The 18,979-nt window shown below is 36.9% G+C and carries 16 protein-coding genes, 4 pseudogenes and 1 other annotated feature; of the genes and pseudogenes, 10 read left to right on the plus strand and 10 right to left on the minus strand.

Annotated elements, in window-relative coordinates; translation table 11 throughout:
* Positions 1-9: 9 nt before the first annotated feature.
* The gene (gene nudC / locus E0H81_RS09330) at positions 10-777 is read right to left on the minus strand and encodes an NAD(+) diphosphatase (protein ID WP_131318400.1); all 768 of its coding nucleotides are present in this window, start codon (positions 775-777) and stop codon (positions 10-12) included.
* A gap of 543 nt (positions 778-1,320) precedes the next feature.
* On the opposite strand from nudC, the pseudogene E0H81_RS16195 reads away from it, so the two are divergent.
* A pseudogene (locus tag E0H81_RS16195) lies at positions 1,321-1,392 on the plus strand (DUF2256 domain-containing protein); the annotation flags it as partial.
* Between the two features lie 10 nt (positions 1,393-1,402).
* Here the strand turns inward: E0H81_RS16195 and E0H81_RS09340 are convergent.
* Positions 1,403-1,645, minus strand: coding sequence for a TIGR03643 family protein (locus E0H81_RS09340; RefSeq protein ID WP_131269265.1), 243 nt, complete (start codon positions 1,643-1,645; stop codon positions 1,403-1,405).
* 375 nt (positions 1,646-2,020) lie between these two features.
* Here E0H81_RS09340 and E0H81_RS09345 point away from each other — a divergent pair, with 375 nt between their 5' ends.
* Positions 2,021-2,260: a DUF2171 domain-containing protein gene (locus tag E0H81_RS09345; RefSeq protein WP_131269255.1), complete on the plus strand. Its 240-nt coding sequence runs from the start codon at positions 2,021-2,023 to the stop codon at positions 2,258-2,260.
* Between the two features lie 117 nt (positions 2,261-2,377).
* On the opposite strand, the pseudogene E0H81_RS09350 reads toward E0H81_RS09345, so the two are convergent.
* From E0H81_RS09350 to E0H81_RS09360, 3 genes and pseudogenes are all read right to left on the minus strand, one after another.
* Positions 2,378-2,566, minus strand: a pseudogene (locus E0H81_RS09350) (integrase core domain-containing protein); the annotation flags it as partial.
* A 134-nt stretch (positions 2,567-2,700) separates the two neighbouring features.
* A complete protein-coding gene (locus E0H81_RS09355) occupies positions 2,701-3,912 on the minus strand; it encodes a tyrosine-type recombinase/integrase (protein WP_131269256.1) in 1,212 nt (403 codons plus the stop codon).
* Between the two features lie 194 nt (positions 3,913-4,106).
* On the minus strand, positions 4,107-4,328 hold the full coding sequence (locus tag E0H81_RS09360) for a hypothetical protein (RefSeq protein WP_131318402.1): 222 nt from the start codon (positions 4,326-4,328) through the stop codon (positions 4,107-4,109).
* 328 nt (positions 4,329-4,656) lie between these two features.
* Here E0H81_RS09360 and E0H81_RS16200 point away from each other — a divergent pair.
* Positions 4,657-4,764, plus strand: a pseudogene (locus tag E0H81_RS16200) (IS6 family transposase); the annotation flags it as partial.
* Between the two features lie 783 nt (positions 4,765-5,547).
* Here E0H81_RS16200 and E0H81_RS09365 read toward each other — a convergent pair.
* Positions 5,548-6,021, minus strand: a pseudogene (locus tag E0H81_RS09365) (EAL domain-containing protein); the annotation flags it as partial.
* Between the two features lie 49 nt (positions 6,022-6,070).
* Here E0H81_RS09365 and E0H81_RS09375 point away from each other — a divergent pair.
* A protein-coding gene (locus E0H81_RS09375; protein ID WP_131318404.1) for an IS3 family transposase occupies positions 6,071-7,290 on the plus strand; the annotation gives its coding sequence in 2 pieces (ribosomal slippage) (positions 6,071-6,347 and positions 6,347-7,290; 1,221 coding nt in all).
* Positions 6,346-6,462 (plus strand) — a sequence feature (AL1L pseudoknot). Its footprint overlaps the gene before it by 117 nt.
* Before the next feature lie 35 nt (positions 7,291-7,325).
* Here the strand turns inward: E0H81_RS09375 and E0H81_RS16000 are convergent.
* Positions 7,326-7,517: a hypothetical protein gene (locus E0H81_RS16000; protein ID WP_131318406.1), complete on the minus strand. Its 192-nt coding sequence runs from the start codon at positions 7,515-7,517 to the stop codon at positions 7,326-7,328.
* 104 nt (positions 7,518-7,621) lie between these two features.
* A complete protein-coding gene (locus E0H81_RS09385; RefSeq protein WP_165492613.1) occupies positions 7,622-8,335 on the minus strand; it encodes a TraX family protein in 714 nt (237 codons plus the stop codon).
* 308 nt (positions 8,336-8,643) lie between these two features.
* On the opposite strand from E0H81_RS09385, the gene E0H81_RS09390 reads away from it, so the two are divergent.
* Together E0H81_RS09390 and E0H81_RS09395 are read left to right on the plus strand one after the other, a co-directional pair.
* A complete protein-coding gene (locus E0H81_RS09390; protein ID WP_131318410.1) occupies positions 8,644-9,939 on the plus strand; it encodes a type II toxin-antitoxin system HipA family toxin in 1,296 nt (431 codons plus the stop codon).
* Between the two features lies 1 nt (position 9,940).
* Positions 9,941-10,222 carry a helix-turn-helix domain-containing protein gene (locus E0H81_RS09395; RefSeq protein WP_131269428.1) on the plus strand — a complete coding sequence of 94 codons (282 nt, stop codon included), beginning with the start codon at positions 9,941-9,943 and terminating at the stop codon, positions 10,220-10,222.
* Positions 10,223-11,539: 1,317 nt separating this feature from the next.
* Here E0H81_RS09395 and E0H81_RS09400 read toward each other — a convergent pair.
* Both E0H81_RS09400 and E0H81_RS09405 read right to left on the minus strand, forming a co-directional pair.
* Positions 11,540-12,454 (minus strand): ParB/RepB/Spo0J family partition protein, encoded by a 915-nt coding sequence (locus E0H81_RS09400; protein ID WP_131318412.1) that lies wholly within the window; start codon positions 12,452-12,454, stop codon positions 11,540-11,542.
* Positions 12,455-12,472: 18 nt separating this feature from the next.
* Positions 12,473-13,258: a ParA family protein gene (locus E0H81_RS09405; protein ID WP_131318414.1), complete on the minus strand. Its 786-nt coding sequence runs from the start codon at positions 13,256-13,258 to the stop codon at positions 12,473-12,475.
* A gap of 904 nt (positions 13,259-14,162) precedes the next feature.
* Between E0H81_RS09405 and E0H81_RS09410 the strand changes: the two genes are divergently transcribed.
* The 4 genes from E0H81_RS09410 to E0H81_RS09425 all read left to right on the plus strand — a co-directional run bounded on the left by E0H81_RS09410 (position 14,163) and on the right by E0H81_RS09425 (position 18,938).
* Positions 14,163-15,332, plus strand: coding sequence for a replication initiation protein (locus tag E0H81_RS09410; RefSeq protein ID WP_067724374.1), 1,170 nt, complete (start codon positions 14,163-14,165; stop codon positions 15,330-15,332).
* Between the two features lie 167 nt (positions 15,333-15,499).
* Positions 15,500-17,068: a type I restriction-modification system subunit M gene (locus E0H81_RS09415; RefSeq protein ID WP_131318416.1), complete on the plus strand. Its 1,569-nt coding sequence runs from the start codon at positions 15,500-15,502 to the stop codon at positions 17,066-17,068.
* Entirely contained in the window at positions 17,068-18,267 is a 1,200-nt protein-coding gene (locus E0H81_RS09420; RefSeq protein ID WP_131318419.1) for a restriction endonuclease subunit S, read from the plus strand. The genes E0H81_RS09415 and E0H81_RS09420 overlap by 1 nt, the downstream gene beginning before the upstream one ends.
* An 8-nt stretch (positions 18,268-18,275) precedes the next feature.
* Complete coding sequence (locus E0H81_RS09425; RefSeq protein ID WP_131318421.1) at positions 18,276-18,938, plus strand: abortive infection protein; 663 nt, start codon at positions 18,276-18,278, stop codon at positions 18,936-18,938.
* The last annotated feature ends 41 nt before the right edge of the window (positions 18,939-18,979 follow it).

The raw sequence follows: 18,979 nt of genomic DNA on the forward strand, positions 1-18,979 counted from the left end.
AACATTATTTCAAAGCCATTCTTTGGTATCATCTGCCACAGGCGTTCCATTCATCACATGCATGATCATGGCATGAGCGATGCTGCCCTGAAATGGAATCTCTGGTAACTGATCAAACTTGAAAAACTGAGCATCACTCAGTTCATTCTCCTGTATTTGAATATCGCCGGCATGATATTCCGCCTTAAATGCCATCATCAGATTACTCGGAAAAGGCCATGGCTGACTTGCTAGATATTGAATATTTTTGACCTGAAGCCCCACTTCTTCCAGAGTTTCACGACGTACAGCTTCTTCAAGTGTTTCACCTACCTCCACAAACCCGGCAATTAAACTGTACATCTGGGTTTTATTGCGGGCATTTTTCGCCAGTAAAATTTCATCTGTCCCGCGGCTAATGATGGTAATGACACATGGATTGACTCTTGGATACTGATTATATCCACAGGCAAGACAGATCATCGTATACTGGCTAACATGCTGCTGCGTCTGATGGCCACAATGACTGCAGAATTGATGATTACGACGCCATTCCAGTAACTGAACCGCGCGGCTTGCCTGCTCGAACTGCTGTCTACTCCACACCTGCACCAGCTGCCGGATCGGAACGAGCTGATAGCCTTCAGGTACAGCCTTATCATCCTGCAGATCCCGAGCAATGATTTCACCATCTTCAGACAAGTTCAGGTCATGCTGAAGCTTTTCCACCTGAGGCAACTGAAAATCGTCGTCAACCAGCAGTTGCTGCTGTCTAAAAATATAAGCTTTTGAGTGCATGCTGATTCAGATCCCTGGATTAAAAAAAAATCCCATACAGGGGACGTATGGGACAAAACTAAGGAAGCTTACATGGAATAACTTCATGGAAAATACTAGGCGTAACCGGTCTGAATTACAACTATAATAATTTGTATCTTTTTGATTAAAATCACATAATTTTCACATCTCTTATGAAACAGATAACCTGGAAAAATTCAGGAGAGTAACTAGGCGGCTTGAGCCATTTATTGTTAAAAGCCTTGCCCCTATTTATCTGGCTTGCTGAGGATTCTTCTGCATCAGTAGTCCATCGACACATGGGAAACCTTTAAAACTTAGCTTAATATTTCATGATCAGGGATGAGGGAGTCTTCTGCGCCAATCCACGCATGGGCATGACTTATCGACAGCTAGATAAGCTGCAGGACAAAGATTAGATCATTACGCATGCCCAACAGTTACTCAGTCAGGTTAATGAGTTATAGCAGCATGAAGAAATAACATTCACCGGAAAAAACCTGTTTTCACTGCCTGCGTCACTTTAGCTGGCATAAGAAATGACAACGCTGCTGGGATGAGGTCCGCTATTGTTCTGAAAGATGCAAACGTCAATCCAAACAGCGCCGATCATAGAGTAACGTTGCTAGAAACGTTTGTACTGCCGCGAACAATAGGCCCGAATGACATCCGGTGAACGCAGTTGCAAATGTTTAGTTTTACGCCCTGTCACTCGCTCACGCCATAATTTAAAACTACTTGGTTTCATATTCTGACGCATTAAGCGAATCACTGCAGATTCATCCAAACCAAACTCACGCTGAATTGCTTCAAAAGGTGTTCTATCCTCCCAAGCCATTTCAATAATCCGTGACAGATCCGCTCCCATATATTCAATTACACTATGCACAACATCCCCCCTTCTTCCTTTAAGTTGTTTAAAAATATAGAAAGTTGATTGATTAAGTTCAAACGAATATCTATCTATATTTCCTGATCAGATCAAACTGACTGACTGATGCCATCGTATGAAAAGGAACATGAATAATTTGTGATTTTTTTTGGGCTGCTCTGGATTTTTCTTATTCAATGCTATTCAGGTGTAGCCCACATATAGAAGTTTGTAATTTTCTATCAAATATTCATTTCTCTTTCACACTTACATTTTTAACTTAGAAAAACTCAAACCCTGATAACCCTTACACATACTCAATTTTTTATTGTATAGACTGTCTATCTCAGCTTCTATAAATAGGCAATTATAATGAATAATTTCAATCCAACTGATATCAAAGAACATGCTTCAGTAATTTGTTCATGTGGTACGGAAATAGGAAAAGTAGACCATTTAGAAGGCCAAGACTCAATTAAGTTGACCAGAAGTGATGATGAAAATAATGAACATCATCTTATCCCCTTAAGTTGGGTAAGTGAAATCAAAGATGAAAATGTGATGTTGAACAAAACAGCAGAAGACGCTAGAAAAGAATGGAAGACCTTATAGCAATATAATATTTTTCAGTGAATAGATTATCTGCCTTGAATTGAAGAACGCCAGTCCAATTGACTGGCATTTTAGCATCTGAACCGTACCGGATTTGTCGGAGACAGTTTATTTAAGTTAGGCAGCCTGATCTGAAGGTTGCATCTTTTCATAATACATTGCTTCAAACTGAAGTGGTAAAACATATCCAATTGCACTATGCAGTCGCTTTTTGTTAAACCAATCCACCCAATTCAAAGTAGCCCGTTCAACATCAGCTAAACCACTCCAATCAGATTTCAAATATTTAATCACCTCCAATTTATGCTTTGTTATTTACCCATTAACCAAGAGACTAACACCCTAATCCTAGAAAATTTTCTTGATAAAATTCTTTGGGCTATATTCACTTTAATTTAAAAGATATGAAAAAATCAAAAAAAATACTGAGTGTTCTAAAATTATTCTAACCCCCTATTATAACTTTCAATATAATTACCCCACCACTGCATCATTTCAATACGCTGATTCAAATACTCGGCATGATTATAACTTGCCCTCGTTTTATTTTTATCTGTATGAGATAATTGGGATTCAATCCAATTTTGCTGAAATAACCCAGACTCATTTAATATGGTACTAAAAGTAGAACGTAAACCATGAGATGACAAATCATTTTTACCATAACCCATTTTACGAACTATTGTATTAAGTGTATTAAAATGGAGAGGTTTATTTTTAATACGGGGACTAAAAAACACGTATTTTTCACCATGGGACCACTCTAGTGCTGATTTTATAATAAGAATGGCTTGATCCGATAAAGGAACTAAAAATTCAGGAATATCATGACCTAAAATAACTTTACGTCTGAACTGTTTGATATGTAAAGCGGGTATTTTCCAAACTTTATTTTCCAAATCAAAATGATGAGGTTCACTTAACAATAGTTCAGCTCCCCTTACTCCAGTGTAAAGCTTAAACCACAATGCCTTTTTAATAATAGGATGCGTATTAACTTCGTTCAATCTCATTATAAAACCTGATATCTCTTTCTGTTTTAAATAAGGATAATTTTTCTTAATTTTATTATTAACCAATATTTTATTTAAACCAAGAGCAATATTATATTCACAATACCCCATTGCAACAGCATAATCGTAAATTTGATTTAAATAGCTATAAGCTTTTTTAACGGGTTCTTTTACTTCTCTGGATTCAATTTTTTTAATCACTGCCACTAAATCATATCGTTTCACATCTTCAAATGCGATATCACTTAACTCTGGATATATATCTTTATATAAACATTTTTTTGCTAATTGAATAACACCACAACGTGGCTCATCACTAAAAGAATTTCTTGTTTTAAATTCTAACCATTCCTCACAAATATCTTTGAAAGATTTTATTTTTTTATTAATGCTACCGTTAAACGAATAATTATTTAATTTATATTCATCTCGTGCAGACCTGGCATCTTTTAACAGCATTGAGGGGTAGACACCCAATTTTACTCGCGGTCGCTTAGCTCCCCCTTCTAGGGAATATCGGTAGCTCCATGACTTGCGTCCATTGGGTTCAATTTTCAGACTTAAGCCTTCATCATCTGCTAAAAAGTAGATTTTATCCTTGGGTTTAGCTTGGCGAACCTTAAATTCTGTAAGACTCATGAAATTGAATGAAACCACTAATGACACTGAATACTTTTATTATATCAAAATAAACCAAATTTTATGTGATGCGTATGATACGCATCACATAAAAATATAATATATTGTTATTTAATGAAATTATTTAACAATAAAAGATTTTAGTAACCACTTTAGTAACCTTGAAAATAGTATGGTGGCGGGCTTATATAGATTTATTTCATTCTTATATTTGGAATCTGAATCTTGTAGCCATGCTTCACTAGGTTATAAGTAAATTTTCGGAGAAAAATTTTAATAGCTTTGCTAATCAATTCAACGATCAAAAATTGGACTTCATCATAATCCTTACCAATTTCAGCATCATAATTAATATAGAGTAGCTGAAGGCCTGAACCTTTCAGCGGTTGTTGCTGAACAGTGTAATTTAAGACCATATTCCGCCCCATTCCACGGTTTTTTTGCCTGCTGTTTTAAAGTTTTACCCTAAATATAGCGGTAACCAATATCGAGACCCGGAACAACAGCATCGAACTTATATTTCATATTATGAATTGAAATATTTTAAGCGGACAAAATTCTGATATTCAGCTGACTTTAAAAGGTTGTATTCCATTCTTAAATAGAAATGGTTATACAGGTCATCTAGATAGCCGTCATAAACTTGATAACTAAAAACCTGATTTAACTGCGGCTTAACACTTCCATAATAAAGTCCATCTGACGCCCGGATAACACCAGTTTCCTGAAATCTCCTGCATTTTTCATGGCAAGCTAAAGCCGATCCTCAGGACCATGTTAAGATTCAAGTCTATACAGATTTCTTATGCCACAATGAAAGCTATTGAAGTCATGCGTGCAATATGTAAAAGATAAACTTCGTCATTTTATTATGGTCAGCCTCAGGGTGAAGGGTATCTTATGCAATTTCCTGTTCTCTATATTTCCATCATAAAAAATAAGCCTAGATCGCCTAGATGCAAAGGTTTGGAATTGATCTCAATAAATGCGCACAAGGTTGGCTAAAAATTGTCCCAGGTTTATCCCCAGAAATTGGGGATAATTTTTGCCTTGAAAGGTCCAGAAATATTGATAAAATTTTAAATTTGATTAAAAAATGATCAATATTGATGGCAAAAAATTCCAGAATACAAAACTGACTTGTTTCAAAGATAATTTGAATAATTTTTAAATATATTTTGCATAAGCCCCCTAATCTTAAATAAAAGATAAATTGCAAGTTTTTAACTCATTTGACTGTATTTTATTCTTTTATTCTTTGAGCAACGTTAAAGCAAACTTGCGCAATAATACAGGCAGCCAATAAGACATAAGCGACTGAAAAATTAGGATTATTTCCCAGATCACTGAATGAGGAGCATATAGTGCCAATGACCATTTGAAAAAACCATATGTTCCCGATGCTAAACCGGCAATGGGAGAATGTATATTGAGCGTCCGTGTCAAATCTGCCGGAGAACTAATCCCTACCCCAAAACAATAAATAATAATGAGGGTGATGATGACATCTAACTCCAAGAGTCAAGGGGCTGGTCTCAAGCTAATTTATAAACCTTAGCGGTTTTTTTAAAGCTATAGCATCCTATAATCATAATTTTGCCCCGTACTTTCCCTATTACAGAATTTTCTAATTTTCTAATTTTCTAATGCAGTATAGATCAGTTTTAAGTCAGTGATCGGGGCCGGTTTTGCATAAAAATAGCCTTGCAGCAGATCACAACCTTGCTGATAAAGCAGGCTGGCCTGTTTTAATGTTTCGACACCCTCAGCCACCACTTCCAAATTAAGCTGATGCGCCAGATGGATAATCGATTGAACAATGGCCGCATCCTGATTATTGATGGTAAGTTCTTCAATAAAACTCCGGTCTAACTTGATTTGACTGATGGGTAAGCGACGTAAATAACTGAGGCTCGAATAACCGGTACCAAAGTCATCAATTGATACTTGTACCCCTAAAGCACGTACCGATTTCAAAATTTCTACTGTTCTCTCTGCCCCTGTAATAATTACTCCTTCCGTGATTTCAATTTTGAGTAGTTCAGGAGGCAATTGACTTAATTCCAGCACATGCTTAAGTCCTTCCAGGAAACCGGTTCTACCGAACTTGAACCGTACCGGGTTTGTCGGAGACCAACTTTCCTGAGAGAATGCCCCGATGAAAAAAGTAAAATATACCCCTGAAATCAGAGATAGAGCGGTTCAACTTGTGATTGAATCCGAAAAAGATTATCCATCGAATTGGGCTGCAATCACAGCAATTGCACCCAAGATAGGTTGTACTCCTGAAACACTACGTGTTTGGTATTTAAAACATCTCGATCAACAAAATCCAGTTAAAGTACAGCAACTTTCAGATCAAGAACGGATTAAACAACTCGAACGTGAAAATAAAGAACTGCAACGTGCTAACGAAATTCTACGTAAAGCAGCTGCTTTTTTCGCCCAGGCGGAGCTCGACCGCCCACACAAATAATGGTGGATTTTATCCATCATAATAAAGAGCTGTACGGAGTCGAGGCGATTTGTAGAATTTTACCTATCGCACCTTCAACCTATTACCGGACTTTAGATCTCTGTGAAAATCCAGAACATCGAGCGAAACGAGATCTACATGATGTGCATCATGCTGAGCAAATCAAACGAATTTGGAAAGAAAGTTCAGGTCGATATGGTGTACGTAAAGTCTGGCAAAAGTTGAAACGTGAAGGCTATATTATTGCGCGCTGTACAGTTGCTCGATTGATGAAAAAGCTAGGTATACAAGGTGTTTGGCGTGGTAAGAATAAACAAACCACCCGTAGCCGAGATGATCAAAAAAGAGCAGATGATTTAGTGAAACGGGATTTTAGTGCAGATCAGCCTGACCAGCTATGGGTCGCAGACTTTACGTATATTCAAACAAATTCAGGCTGGGTATATACCGCCTTTATTATTGATGTGTTCTCACGAGCAATTGTTGGATGGAAAGTATCTACACGGATGAATACAGATATGGTACTCGATGCACTTGAGCAAGCTTTACATGCTCGAGACATGCCAAAGAACGTGATTCACCATAGTGACAGAGGCGTACAGTATCTTTCCATTCGCTATACCAATCGTTTAGAAGCAGCAAATTTACGAGCATCAGTCGGTACGACTGGTGATTCATACGATAATGCTTTGGCTGAAACAGTGAATGGCTTATACAAAACAGAGGTGATTAAATATTTAAAAGCAGATTGGCAAGGTTTAGCGGATGTACAACTTGCGACACTAAACTGGGTAGATTGGTTCAATAAAGAGCGTGTACATAGTGCACTAGGTTATGTGTCACCTTTTGATTTTGAAGCAATGTACTATGATAAAATTAATCCGTTAGGTCAGGTGGCCTAACTTAAATAAAAAGTCTCCGACAAACCCGGTACGGTTCAAAGATGAGTAAATGTCTCGTCACCACTTAAATCAACTACTTTATCTGTAGGTGCAATCTTAGGTAAGGATATTGATGTTTTGTTGTTACTTGTTTCATTTAGAACTCTTTCATAGATACACTCTACGATAATTTCTGTGCCACCACTTCTTTTAGACCTTAGCTCTTTTAATTTATAAAGTTTAGGCATTTTATCTGTCTACTATTTTTTCCTAGACATTATAAAAAGGTATTCAGTAAAAAATGAAAATTATTGAAGACTCTATGGCTATTCACTTCCAGTGAACCTTTTAGTTAGATAAAATAACTAATTACCAATAAATGAACGGGATAAAACCAGTATGCCGATTTGCCGATGGGTGGGACTTTAAAATTCAACTGAATTAGAGGAGATTTTAATAAAAGAAATGACATGAGTACCGAAGCAATAAAACTGTTCAAAGCGAAGTTAAACACTGTTAAATAAGTATTTTCTTGTGTAAATCCTCGAACTTCGAACCACGATTCAAGGTTAGCAATTACCGCACATACACCACTACTGAAAATAAGAATTTTTTGAAGGGCGGTGATTTGTATTCTAAAGATGCAATAAAATAGAATGATTAACAAAACACCAAATGTACCGTACATAAAAAACTTAGAAAAAAAGACCGTCAAAGTCGTCAACAAGATTAAGCTCACTTTTGCAGAGATGCGTTTTGATTCTGCTAATAGGATAAATACAAATCCCAACAGTAAAGTAGGCATAATATTAAATGTTGTAAAATCAGACCGGTTATACAGTTGATAAGGAATTTCAGAAATAAAACTAAATAAAATCAAATTTTTTAAATAATCATCTAAAGTCTTTGTCTTGTTATTTTGTACAGCATTATGGGTATTGTAGGCGATCATAAGCGCAAACATTGGAAAAGCCCATCTACCAATACCTCTCAGCACAAAAGTATATTCTGAAAAAAGTACCCAGAGGTGATCTAGAACCATGCTAATGGTCGCAATCCACTTCACAAGATCCAAGATACTATTTCTTTTTATAGAGTGATTCATTTGAAATTATTTTGATTCCTCTCCAACTCAAGCTAAATGATTCTCTTACTAGAGATTGATCCTCCAATGCAGCAATGGTCTATATAAAGCTTAAATTGTTATTTATACCAAGATAAATTTCGTATGCTTTTTACTTATGTATCCACGAATTTAAGACCTCTGAGGCTCTGACCAATAGCGATTAAGCTAGATATCTATAATTGCTAATATTTTATTATAATAAAATATTAAACCTTTAAATCCTCATATTTATCTATTATAATAAAAAAATGAATGAATTTTGCACGATACAGATTTTTAAAAATCAACAGTGGATCGACTGCGCCCTGGTTGAATTATTAGATGTCACCACCTTAGGTTGGGAGGCCCCGACTCGTACATCTTATTTATTTGAATATGCCATTTCATCTATGGACGCAAGAGACATCCATGCCCTGTCTTTCAACCTTCCGGTGAATGTCCAGTCTGTACAGACCCCTACATGGCCCGCTTTTCTTATAGATTTATTGCCCCAAGGTTATGGACGTAAAGAATTACTGAAAGAATTGAACTTTTCTGAAAATGCCCAGCAACATGCAGATTGGGCATTGCTTAAAGCAGGGGCAGGAAATCCAATTGGTCATCTGCGGATTAAAGAGGCGCATGAATGGCTCTACACAAAATTCCCGGTAACGCCTACACAAGGCTTTAGTTTAGAAGAAATTATTCAGCGTAGAGAGACCTTTATTGAATCCTTAGCTGCTTATGGACTGTTTGTGGCAGGTTCTTCTGGTATCCAGGGTGAATGGCCTAAACTTTTGCTGACCCAAGCACAGGATGGGCTGTTTTATTTAGACCATACTCTGCCGGATGATCAGGCGATGAAGCATTGGCTGGTCAAATTCAGTCGAGGAAGTGATCAACGCCTAGAAAAAATTCTATCTCAAGAAGCGTTGTATATGCAGGTGGCCCAGCATTTAGGATTACGCGTTTACCAGGATATTGAATTGCATGAGCGCACCCTATTTATCCCCCGTTTTGACCGCCGGATTAAAGAGGGTCAGGTTGAACGGATAGCTCAGGAGAGTATTGCCTCTTTGAGTAACCGTGCAGGATTTGGGGTCAAACTGACCCATAATGAAATTTGTCAATTGTTGGCAAGCAGCTGCACTCATCCAGAAACTGAAATCATTGAATACTTGAAGCGTGATCTCGCCAATGTCGCCTTAGGCAATAAAGATAACCACACACGCAATACCGCTATTCAAAGGACGGAACACGGTCTTGTTCAATTGACTCCGGTATTTGATTTTGCCCCAATGTGGCTACATCCCGATGGTATCGCACGTACCACACGCTGGCAACGTGATGATCAAGGCGGCTCCCCTCTATGGGCATCGGTAATTGAACAAATTGCTGAGCTAAGTTCAGTTTCTACAGAGACATTGCGTCAAGTACTCAAGCAACAAATCCCCATCTATGAAAGCCTGCTTTCCTATATGTACGCCATTCATATGGATTCTGAAATTATTGAAAATAGTACGGTACGCATCAGCAATATTTGTCAGCAGTTAAACGAGCTCTAAGATGGATAAACGATTTAAGGCTTTAAGCCCAATTGAACAGATCCAAAAACGCCAACAGGTTTTGGACATCATCGAGCAGCACCCGGAATGGGAAATCCATCAGGTGGCTAAGTTTTTGCGTACCGAGCTACGTCTAACCTTGCAAGAGATGGCGAAGATTACCAAGATCGCACCCCAAACCTTACAGAAATTAGAACAGGAAGATGGAAACCCTACCCTGCAGTCTATTTTGAAGCTGTTCAATGCTTTTGGATTAACGGTCAGTGTTAAACGGAATTTTTAATTCGTGCAAATAAATTTGATCAATACTTAGGCTATTTAAATATAGATTGAATAGCTGAAGTAGTCATTATCACCTTACTTGAGTCCATAAGATCAAACACAAAACTGAGAAGTGCATCAAGGCTTTTAAATTTTTATTCATTTCATTATTTTAATGAATACTGTACCTGATCTGGAATACAGCTATTGCTAAAATAGAACAATCCATCGCTGGTATTTTTAATAAATGCTCATAAATGGTTTATATCTAGAGAATGTAATGTGATTTAGCCCCTCTCAAATCTTTTGGAATTGTCCCTCGGAGCGTATAAGGTCCCCCTGATTTTCTTTTATAAAACTGAAGTGAAGCATTTAGAATGAATGAATCATGGTCAAAACTTAGTCATTCTTTCTTCTTTATGAGACGAGACCCAAAGATAACTATATACAGTTTCTACTCGTCTGGAATGTCGCTTTATCCAAGGGATGACTCTCTACAGTTTTCCTCATCCAAGTTTATGATCAAGATAAATCTCTTCTGTTAACCTTTTCGAACCGCTGTAGAGAAAATTCGGATAAGGAAAAAATCCGGATTATATGTATGAATTGCTATGCTCAGTAGAAATTTAATCGATGGAGTACACAATTTAAATCTTTAGCGTGCAGTGAACATGTCGCGCTGATTCAAGTCAGCCATTTACCAAGTTTGAAAAGGACCTAAAGCTAGAACGGGCCAGTTTGCCATTTTTGATTCGGGGCATTTAAAAGACTACTGTTAAGTTGAAACAGCTTTAAGAAATGCAGAATTGGATTTGAAACAATAGATGACATCAAAAAATTCTTCTAAGCCGTGAACTTCTTTTTTGTGATAACTATTTTTTTTGATATTTTAATGTCTGTTTATTCAGATTTATCACAGAAATAATCTGGTTATACAACACTTTTGTATTCTTCTTCATTGGCGCTTAGAGGCATCATTTTTGTTCCAAGCTACCTTCCTATATAAACTGTTAAAATCGGCTTCTTACAAGCAAATAGACGCAAATATGCAGCATATTCATGCACAATTTTCCCATTTTTTGATGGTTTTCTTATTTATACGCAAAATAAGAAAAAATTACTTTAATCTCAGCCCAATATTCTCCATCTTAAAGATGGATTTTTTATATAAAATAAGGCCCATTGTGTTGAATGCGGGCAGAACCAAATTAGAATGAAATTATAAAGCTGGCGAGTTTTTTATAGTTAAGCAATGATATCTTCCGATTATGTATACATCAATTGCTATGCTCAAAAGTGAATTACGAGTTGCAGTTTAAAAAAGAAGTGTAGCAATTTGCTACACTTCTTTTTTTGATTTGATCAGCATGGTTTTCAGCAGACTTTCCAGTTGTTGTAAATTCTGATCATCAAATTCGCTCATTTTTAATGACACCTTTAAGGTGTTGTGATCAAATTTGATATTCCCTGCGACTTTTCCATCATATTCAATTTTATGCACGATTGAAGTTTTAATCGGCTGTTTGGTTTCTGTCGACTTTAGAATTTTTTCAGCCAGTAATGCCAGTTTTGTTTGTTCAACTTCTTTGTTCAGTAATTTCGCCCAGGCGTCTAACAGTGCTTTTTTGGCATTGTTGTAATTATCCTCGTAGTCGGACAAAAACTTTTTTACTGCCGTGGCTGCAGTACGTGCCAGCAAGGTCGGTTGTTGCTCTAAATCTGCAATCAGTTCTTGAGGTAATTTTTCGAAAGATAAATATTTATACATATCCTCACGGTTCATGCCCAAGGACTTTGCCAGTTTTTGCTTATTCTTTTTTAATTTTTCATTCAAAGAACTCAAACCGACATAGATTTCATAATCGGTTAAATCTTCCCGTTTTAAGTTTTCCGCTAAAGTTAACAGTGCTACATCTTCATCTGATGCATCTATAACAATCACTTCAATGGTACTTTTATTAAGAACCTGATGCGCCTTCAGCCGTCGTTCACCCGCAATTAACTCATATTTGTCCTGTACTCTTCGTACTGCAATCGGTTGTAGTAAGCCAATTTCGTCAATCGAAGCGGCCAAGTCTTCAATATCCTGTTGATTAAATATTTTTCGTGGTTGATTAGGACTAGGCTGAATATCTGTAATCTGTACATTTCGACGTAGTTCTTTCACATCATTGACATGCTCTTTTTGAGCCTGTTGATGTTTTTGAGTATTTTGCTGAAGACGTTGGGCCAACAGCTCTTTTGTACTTACCATAATATTCTCAGAGTGCTCTTATTCAACACGATTGATAATTTCTTTCGCTAGTTCTTGAAAAGCTTTACGAACTTTAGCGTTTTTATCAACAGCCAATAGGGGTTGTTGCAAAATTGCGGCTTGATTCACTTTAGTACTCATCGGAATTGTAGTTTTTAGCAATTCACCGACTTGGCTTAAAGCTTCGTCTCTGATCAGTTTACACACGTTTTGACGTTCATCATGTTTAATTAATAAAGCGCCTAAGAGTTTTAATTCAGGATTAACACGTCTTATTTTAGTTAAATGGTTAATTAAGTCAGTTACACCATATAAGCCATATTGTGAACCTGATTCAATTGGCACCATGACATGTGTCGATGCAGCCAATGCATTACTGGTGAGAAGTTTTAGGCTTGGAGGACAGTCAATCAGAATGAAATCATATAATCCTTTTAACAGTTCCAATTTAGTCGCCAGTTCTTCAGAGGGTCTTGGAGAATCATCTTTGAGTTGATCTTCAGTTTTACCTAAAGTTAGAGAACCATAAATTAAAGAAACATTTTTGAAATTGGTTTCTTCTTCTAAAGCTTCAGATAACAGACTTAAATCACCCACCAGTAATTCAGCAGAAGTGGTTTCAACTTCACTTGGATGTCTGGATCCGATATGTAGACTTGCGTTGGCTTGGGGATCTAAATCAATCACCAAGACTTTGTTGCCCAAGTCTGCCAGTTCTGATGCCAGATGAACTACAGTGGTCGTCTTTCCGCAACCACCTTTATGATTTGCCACAGCAATGATTTTAGTCGACTTACTTGTCATAATAGACCTCGTTTGAGTTATTGTAATATAAAGAACTTTGTAGCAACTTGCTACAGCTTCTTTACGCTACGTTGAAGTTATAATCTGAACTTGAATAAAAAACAAACAGATTCTTTTTTTTATTAAATATAGCTAGCTAATTATAATTAGTATTAATTTATATAATTAGTTAATTATAATTAGAGCACTTTTTTACTATTAAAAATCAATATCTTATGGTTTTAAAGGTGGAAGGTTTGTCACTGAAAAGTGGAAGGTTTGTCACTGAAAGGTGGAAGACTTGTCACTGAAAGGTGGAAGACTTGTCACTGAAAAGTGGAAGGTTTGTCACTGAAAGGTGGAAGACTTGTCACTAGGGTGGAAGACTTGTCACGGAGTTTAAATAAAGCTTGAATTTAAACTATAAAATTATTTAAAAACAGGTTGTTAATCTGTTGATAAGTTAGTTTATTTGGCTTTAAAGGTGGAAGACTTGTCATTTTAATATTTTTATCCTGTGGATAACCTGTTTGTTCGTAATTTCATCAAGGATATTGTCTGTTTTCATTTCTGAGCAGGCTAAAAGTGGAAGGTTTGTCACTGTTAAGGTGCATTTTTAATTATTCTTTCCACTTTATAGGGTGGTTTGGCGCATTTTTTGGCTTTCTAAGCACTTTCAAAATGAGTGAGAAATACTAAAAGTGGAAGGTTTGTCACTAAAAAGTGCAATACTTTTTTTATTTTCCACCTTAAGTTTAAAAAGTGTTTTAAATAGCAAAACAAAGTGACATGGCTTCCACTCTTAGCCTTTGCTTTGATTGCTTGTTGGTCATTTCTGTTTAGTGTCGAGTTAAAAGGGTGGATAATTTGCATAGGATTCCACTTTTGTGTATAACATGTAGAAAAGTACTTTTATTTTCCACTTATGAACAAGCTGAACGAAAAAGAAGAAATAGAATATTTACCTTATTGTATTGGGAATATTCGCCATAATGGAGTGGTCAGTACCAGCAACCGCCTGATTCGACCGATTGAATTGTCATCCAATGAGTATAAAGCGCTCCTTTATGCGATGGCGGTGGCGAATTACGGTGAAAAAAATAATCAAGACCGGGAAATTACCGAGCAAACCTATATTTATTTGCATAAAGATGATTTAGGCGAGTTACTCGGTTTAGATAAAAAAAATTCCATTAATGTTGCAATAGACCGGATCTATAAAGAGCTGTCCTCCCGGGTTGCCCATTTTGTCATTGAAGAACCTTTAGATGACAGCAAACGGAAAGTAAAAAAAGTACATTCTGTGGTGCCTATTATTCGAGAGCTGCGTTGGGAAGATGACGCCAAAAACGCCTTGCAGATTCGCTTTACCAGTGAAGTGCTGCCTTACTTCACCCGTCTGGCAAGCGGTAATTTTACCACCTATCAATTAAAAGATTTATTCGCTTTAGACTCGGTGACCAGTATGAGTCTGTATTCCTACTTTATTAAAAATGAGTTCAAGTATGCCAATCAGGACACATACGAAGTTGAACTGTCACTGGAAAACATCAAAGCATTAACCGATATTGGCGAGAAGAAATATGATCGTTGGGTTGATTTCAGACGTTATGTGTTAGATAAAATTGTTGAAGAAATTAATGATAGAACCAGTCTGAAGCTGGAATATGACACCATTAAGAAAGGACGGCCTATTGTCGGTGTCCGGTTTAAAATTACCAGTGGGCATATTGAGGCGGTGATTCCTCAAAGCAATGAAAATACCCAAATTTATCTGGATGTGGATTTTGATGACAATGCCATCGTGAAAGAGCTGGGTGCAAAATTCGATATGACGGTTCGCTCTTGGTATATTCACGCCAATGATCCGAATTATAAACAGTTCAGCAAGTGGTTTAAAGCTGAAGGCTGTTTAACCGATTCTCAAGCTAACCTGATTGTAAACGATATTATGTTTCAAATGGATTTTGCTGTGGCCGGCGTATCGATGAATGATTTCAAAAAAGAAATGAAATATAAGCTAAAAAATGATCCTGCCTTTGTTCAGGGAAATCGCGAACGTTTGAACGAGATTTTCGGCAAAGAGATTATTTAAAAAGTGTAGCAACTTACTACACATTTTGTCGCGATGGATGCCACTCAATTGAGCTTATATCTTTAAGCACCGAAATTGAAACGACAAGTTATGTCACATGGTGGGAGAGGCTATGAATAAGCAAGCTAAACTCCTCCAGTATTAAGCAACAAGTGTATGGACTTCGAATGACTCAGGTACAACTGCAACAGCTACAAAAACAACTTTGGAATATTGCCAATACTTTACGCGGAACCATGGGGGCAGATGAATTTCGCGATTACATTCTGGGGTTTATTTTCTTTAAATATTTATCGGAAAAGTCAGTTAATTTTGCCAATGAGCTGTTAGATGGTGAAGATGTTGCATTCCTCGAGCTGGATGAGAACAATCCTGAGCATGTGCCTTATATCGAAGAAATCAAAAAGAATGCCATTGCCGAAGTCGGTTATGCGCTGACACCGAAACAGCTGTTTCATAGCTTGGCGCAGCGTGGTCGTCAGGGCGAGTTTATTCTGGATGATTTAACTGCGACTTTAAAATCGATTGAACAAAGTACTTTAGGCACCGACTCTGCCGATGACTTTGCCAACCTGTTTGAAGATCTGGATCTGAATTCGACCAAGCTCGGCAACAATGCCAGTGACCGCAATGAACTGGTGGCTAAAGTCCTCAGTCATTTAGACGACATTGATTTTGATATTTCCAATACTGAAGCCGATGTACTGGGTGATGCTTACGAATACCTGATTGGTGAGTTTGCATCAGGCGCGGGCAAAAAAGCCGGTGAGTTCTATACCCCGCAAACGGTATCGACTTTACTGGCTAAAATTGTCACCCAAGGCAAAGAGCGTTTACGTTCAGTGTATGACCCAACCTGCGGTTCGGGTTCTTTGTTGCTGCGGGTAAAACGTGAAGTCAAAGATGTGGACATGATTTATGGTCAGGAGATGAACCGTACCACTTACAACTTGGCGCGCATGAACATGATTCTGCATGATGTACATTTTGCCAAGTTCGACATCAAGCAGGAAAACACTTTAACCCGTCCGCAGCATTTAGAGCACAAGTTTGATGCGGTGGTGGCCAATCCGCCATTTTCAGCTAACTGGTCAGCCGATCCGTTATTTTTACAGGATGAACGCTTTGCCGCTTATGGCAAACTTGCGCCAAGTTCCAAAGCCGATATGGCCTTTGTGCAGCACATGCTGTATCAACTGGATGACAACGGTACTATGGCGGTGGTATTACCGCATGGCGTGTTATTCCGTGGTTCCAGTGAGGGCGTGATTCGTCAGTACTTGATGGAACAGTTGAATGTGGTGGATACCATTATTGGTTTGCCGGCCAATATTTTCTATGGCACCTCGATTCCGACCTGTATTCTGGTACTAAAGAAAAACCGTGAGCATACGGGCAATATTCTGTTTATTGATGCCAGTAACGGGTTTGAAAAACAAAAGAATCAAAACAAGTTATTGCCGGAGCATCTGGACAATATTATTGCGGCTTTTGAAAAGCGTCAGAATATTGAGAAATATGCCCATGTAGCAACTTTACAAGAACTCAAAGACAATGATTACAACCTGAATATTCCGCGTTATGTCGATACTTTTGAAGCGGAAGCAGAAATTGATTTAGATATGATTGCCAAACAACTGCAAGATTTGGAACAAAACAGTCAAAAAACCGATGCCGTGATTGCAGATTTTTGCAAAGAGCTTGGGATTGCTTCCCCATTTGCGGAGGTAAAATAATGACTGCGCCTAAGTTACGCTTTAAAGAATTTGATGGGAATTGGACTAGATACAAGATTGCAGAAGCAACTGAATATGTAGTAGATGGAACACATTTTTCTCCTAAAACGACAGAAGGGGAGTTTAAATATATAACGTCAAAAAATATTAGAAATGACGGTTTAGACTTGACTAATATTTCCTACATCTCAAAAGATGAACATGAGACAATTTATAAAAGATGTAAAGTTCAGCTAGGCGATATTTTGCTTACAAAAGATGGAGCAAATACAGGGAATTGTTGCCTAAATACTTTAGATGAAGAGTTTTCACTTTTATCAAGTGTTGCAGTTTTAAGAGGAAAAAAAGATAGTTTTAATAATAATTTTATTTTGCAAATTCTACAAAGTGATTTAGGGCAAAATACTATTATTTCTTCAATGTCAGGACAAGCAATTACTCGTATTACTTTAGCTAAATTGAAGGATTATTCTTTTTTCTTCCCCGAACTTACAGAACAAACCCAAATTACTTCTTTTCTTTCAGCAGTAGATGAAAAGATTAGTCAACTGATGCAAAAACATCAGCTGCTTAGCCAATATAAACAGGGCATGATGCAAAAGCTGTTTAGCCAGCAGATTCGTTTTAAAGCGGATGATGGGAGTGAGTTTGAGGAGTGGGAGAATAAAATTTTAGATAATGTAATTAAATTTTATAATGGGAAGGGGCATGAAAATAATGTTGATTTTAATGGTGAATTTATATTAATTAATTCAAAATTCGTTTCAACAGATATGAAGGTATTTAAAAAAGTAATTGCATGTAATCAAAAGGTTTTTGATGATTGTTTAGTTATGGTTATGAGTGATGTGCCAAATGGTAAAGCCATAGCTAAAGTTTTACATATAGAAGATGGTAGTAAATATGCACTTAATCAGCGTATTGGTATGTTTGTTTTTAATAAATTAAATCATTCTAAATTTTTTCAATATCAGCTTAATCGTCACAAGTATTATTTAGCCTTTGATAGTGGTGTTGGGCAAACAAACCTAAAAAAAGAAGAAGTTCTTTCATGCCCGATTCATGTTCCTTGCCTAGAAGAACAAACCAAAATCGCTAATTTCCTCTTTGCCATCGACCAAAAAGTTGAAGTGGTTGTACAGCAAATTGAACAGGCCAAAACTTGGAAAAAAGGCTTGTTACAGCAGATGTTTATATAGGTTTTGTTATGAAAAAATCCAGAGAACTTATAGCACTACATTCATCTAAACATAAATGGTTGCAAGATTTAGAAAGATTATTAAATCAAATTGATCAACAAACTAATCAGTGTGGAGATACGCTGATTGAATGTAGTAAATCATTTATAGAAGCGATAGCTAAAAATATTATTTTAAAACTTAGACCGTATGAAAACGCCAAGGATATTAATTTATTGGATTTAGGGCGCTTGTTTAAAAAAGCTAAGGAGTGCATTTACGAACATTCAGCAATTGAAAATGTAATGCCAAAAAGCGACATAGAAAATTATTTTTCAGCACTTAATCAATGGATACGTTTTCTGGGGGAGATGAGAAATAATGTTGGTGAGATATCTCACGGCAAAATTCTTCCAAAGAGTTATTCAGTTGGAGTGGAATTAGCTCAGATTATTGCACAAACAACAGATCGATTATCATATATATTGCTTCTTTTTCTGCTTAAAATTGATCTCTCTTACACACAAAGCTACCGTTACGAGGACTATCTTGAATTCAATGATTTTCTTGATGAGCAATTTGAATTGCCTAGTGGTTTAAGTTATAGCAAGGCATTGTTTGAGCAAGATTATGATGCGTACTCAGAAGAGTTAGATAATTATCTTGATGCGCAAGGTATCGAAGTTGCTTAAATTTTTATTATAGATAATCAAGATTGACGTGAATAATTTAA

It is taken from the genome of Acinetobacter terrestris, from assembly GCF_004331155.1.
Classification (GTDB): Bacteria; Pseudomonadota; Gammaproteobacteria; order Pseudomonadales; family Moraxellaceae; genus Acinetobacter; species Acinetobacter terrestris.

Coding starts and splice junctions, on each gene's coding strand:
- E0H81_RS16000 (WP_131318406.1), bottom strand. CDS start 7,517: ATGCCTAAACTTTATAAATTAAAAGAGCTAAGGTCTAAAAGAAGTGGT.
- E0H81_RS09360 (WP_131318402.1), bottom strand. CDS start 4,328: ATGGTCTTAAATTACACTGTTCAGCAACAACCGCTGAAAGGTTCAGGC.
- E0H81_RS09405 (WP_131318414.1), bottom strand. CDS start 13,258: ATGACAAGTAAGTCGACTAAAATCATTGCTGTGGCAAATCATAAAGGT.
- E0H81_RS09395 (WP_131269428.1), top strand. CDS start 9,941: ATGGATAAACGATTTAAGGCTTTAAGCCCAATTGAACAGATCCAAAAA.
- E0H81_RS09345 (WP_131269255.1), top strand. CDS start 2,021: ATGAATAATTTCAATCCAACTGATATCAAAGAACATGCTTCAGTAATT.
- E0H81_RS09355 (WP_131269256.1), bottom strand. CDS start 3,912: ATGAGTCTTACAGAATTTAAGGTTCGCCAAGCTAAACCCAAGGATAAA.
- E0H81_RS09425 (WP_131318421.1), top strand. CDS start 18,276: ATGAAAAAATCCAGAGAACTTATAGCACTACATTCATCTAAACATAAA.
- nudC (WP_131318400.1), bottom strand. CDS start 777: ATGCACTCAAAAGCTTATATTTTTAGACAGCAGCAACTGCTGGTTGAC.
- E0H81_RS09410 (WP_067724374.1), top strand. CDS start 14,163: ATGAACAAGCTGAACGAAAAAGAAGAAATAGAATATTTACCTTATTGT.
- E0H81_RS09415 (WP_131318416.1), top strand. CDS start 15,500: ATGACTCAGGTACAACTGCAACAGCTACAAAAACAACTTTGGAATATT.
- E0H81_RS09400 (WP_131318412.1), bottom strand. CDS start 12,454: ATGGTAAGTACAAAAGAGCTGTTGGCCCAACGTCTTCAGCAAAATACT.
- E0H81_RS09420 (WP_131318419.1), top strand. CDS start 17,068: ATGACTGCGCCTAAGTTACGCTTTAAAGAATTTGATGGGAATTGGACT.
- E0H81_RS09340 (WP_131269265.1), bottom strand. CDS start 1,645: ATGGGAGCGGATCTGTCACGGATTATTGAAATGGCTTGGGAGGATAGA.
- E0H81_RS09390 (WP_131318410.1), top strand. CDS start 8,644: ATGAATGAATTTTGCACGATACAGATTTTTAAAAATCAACAGTGGATC.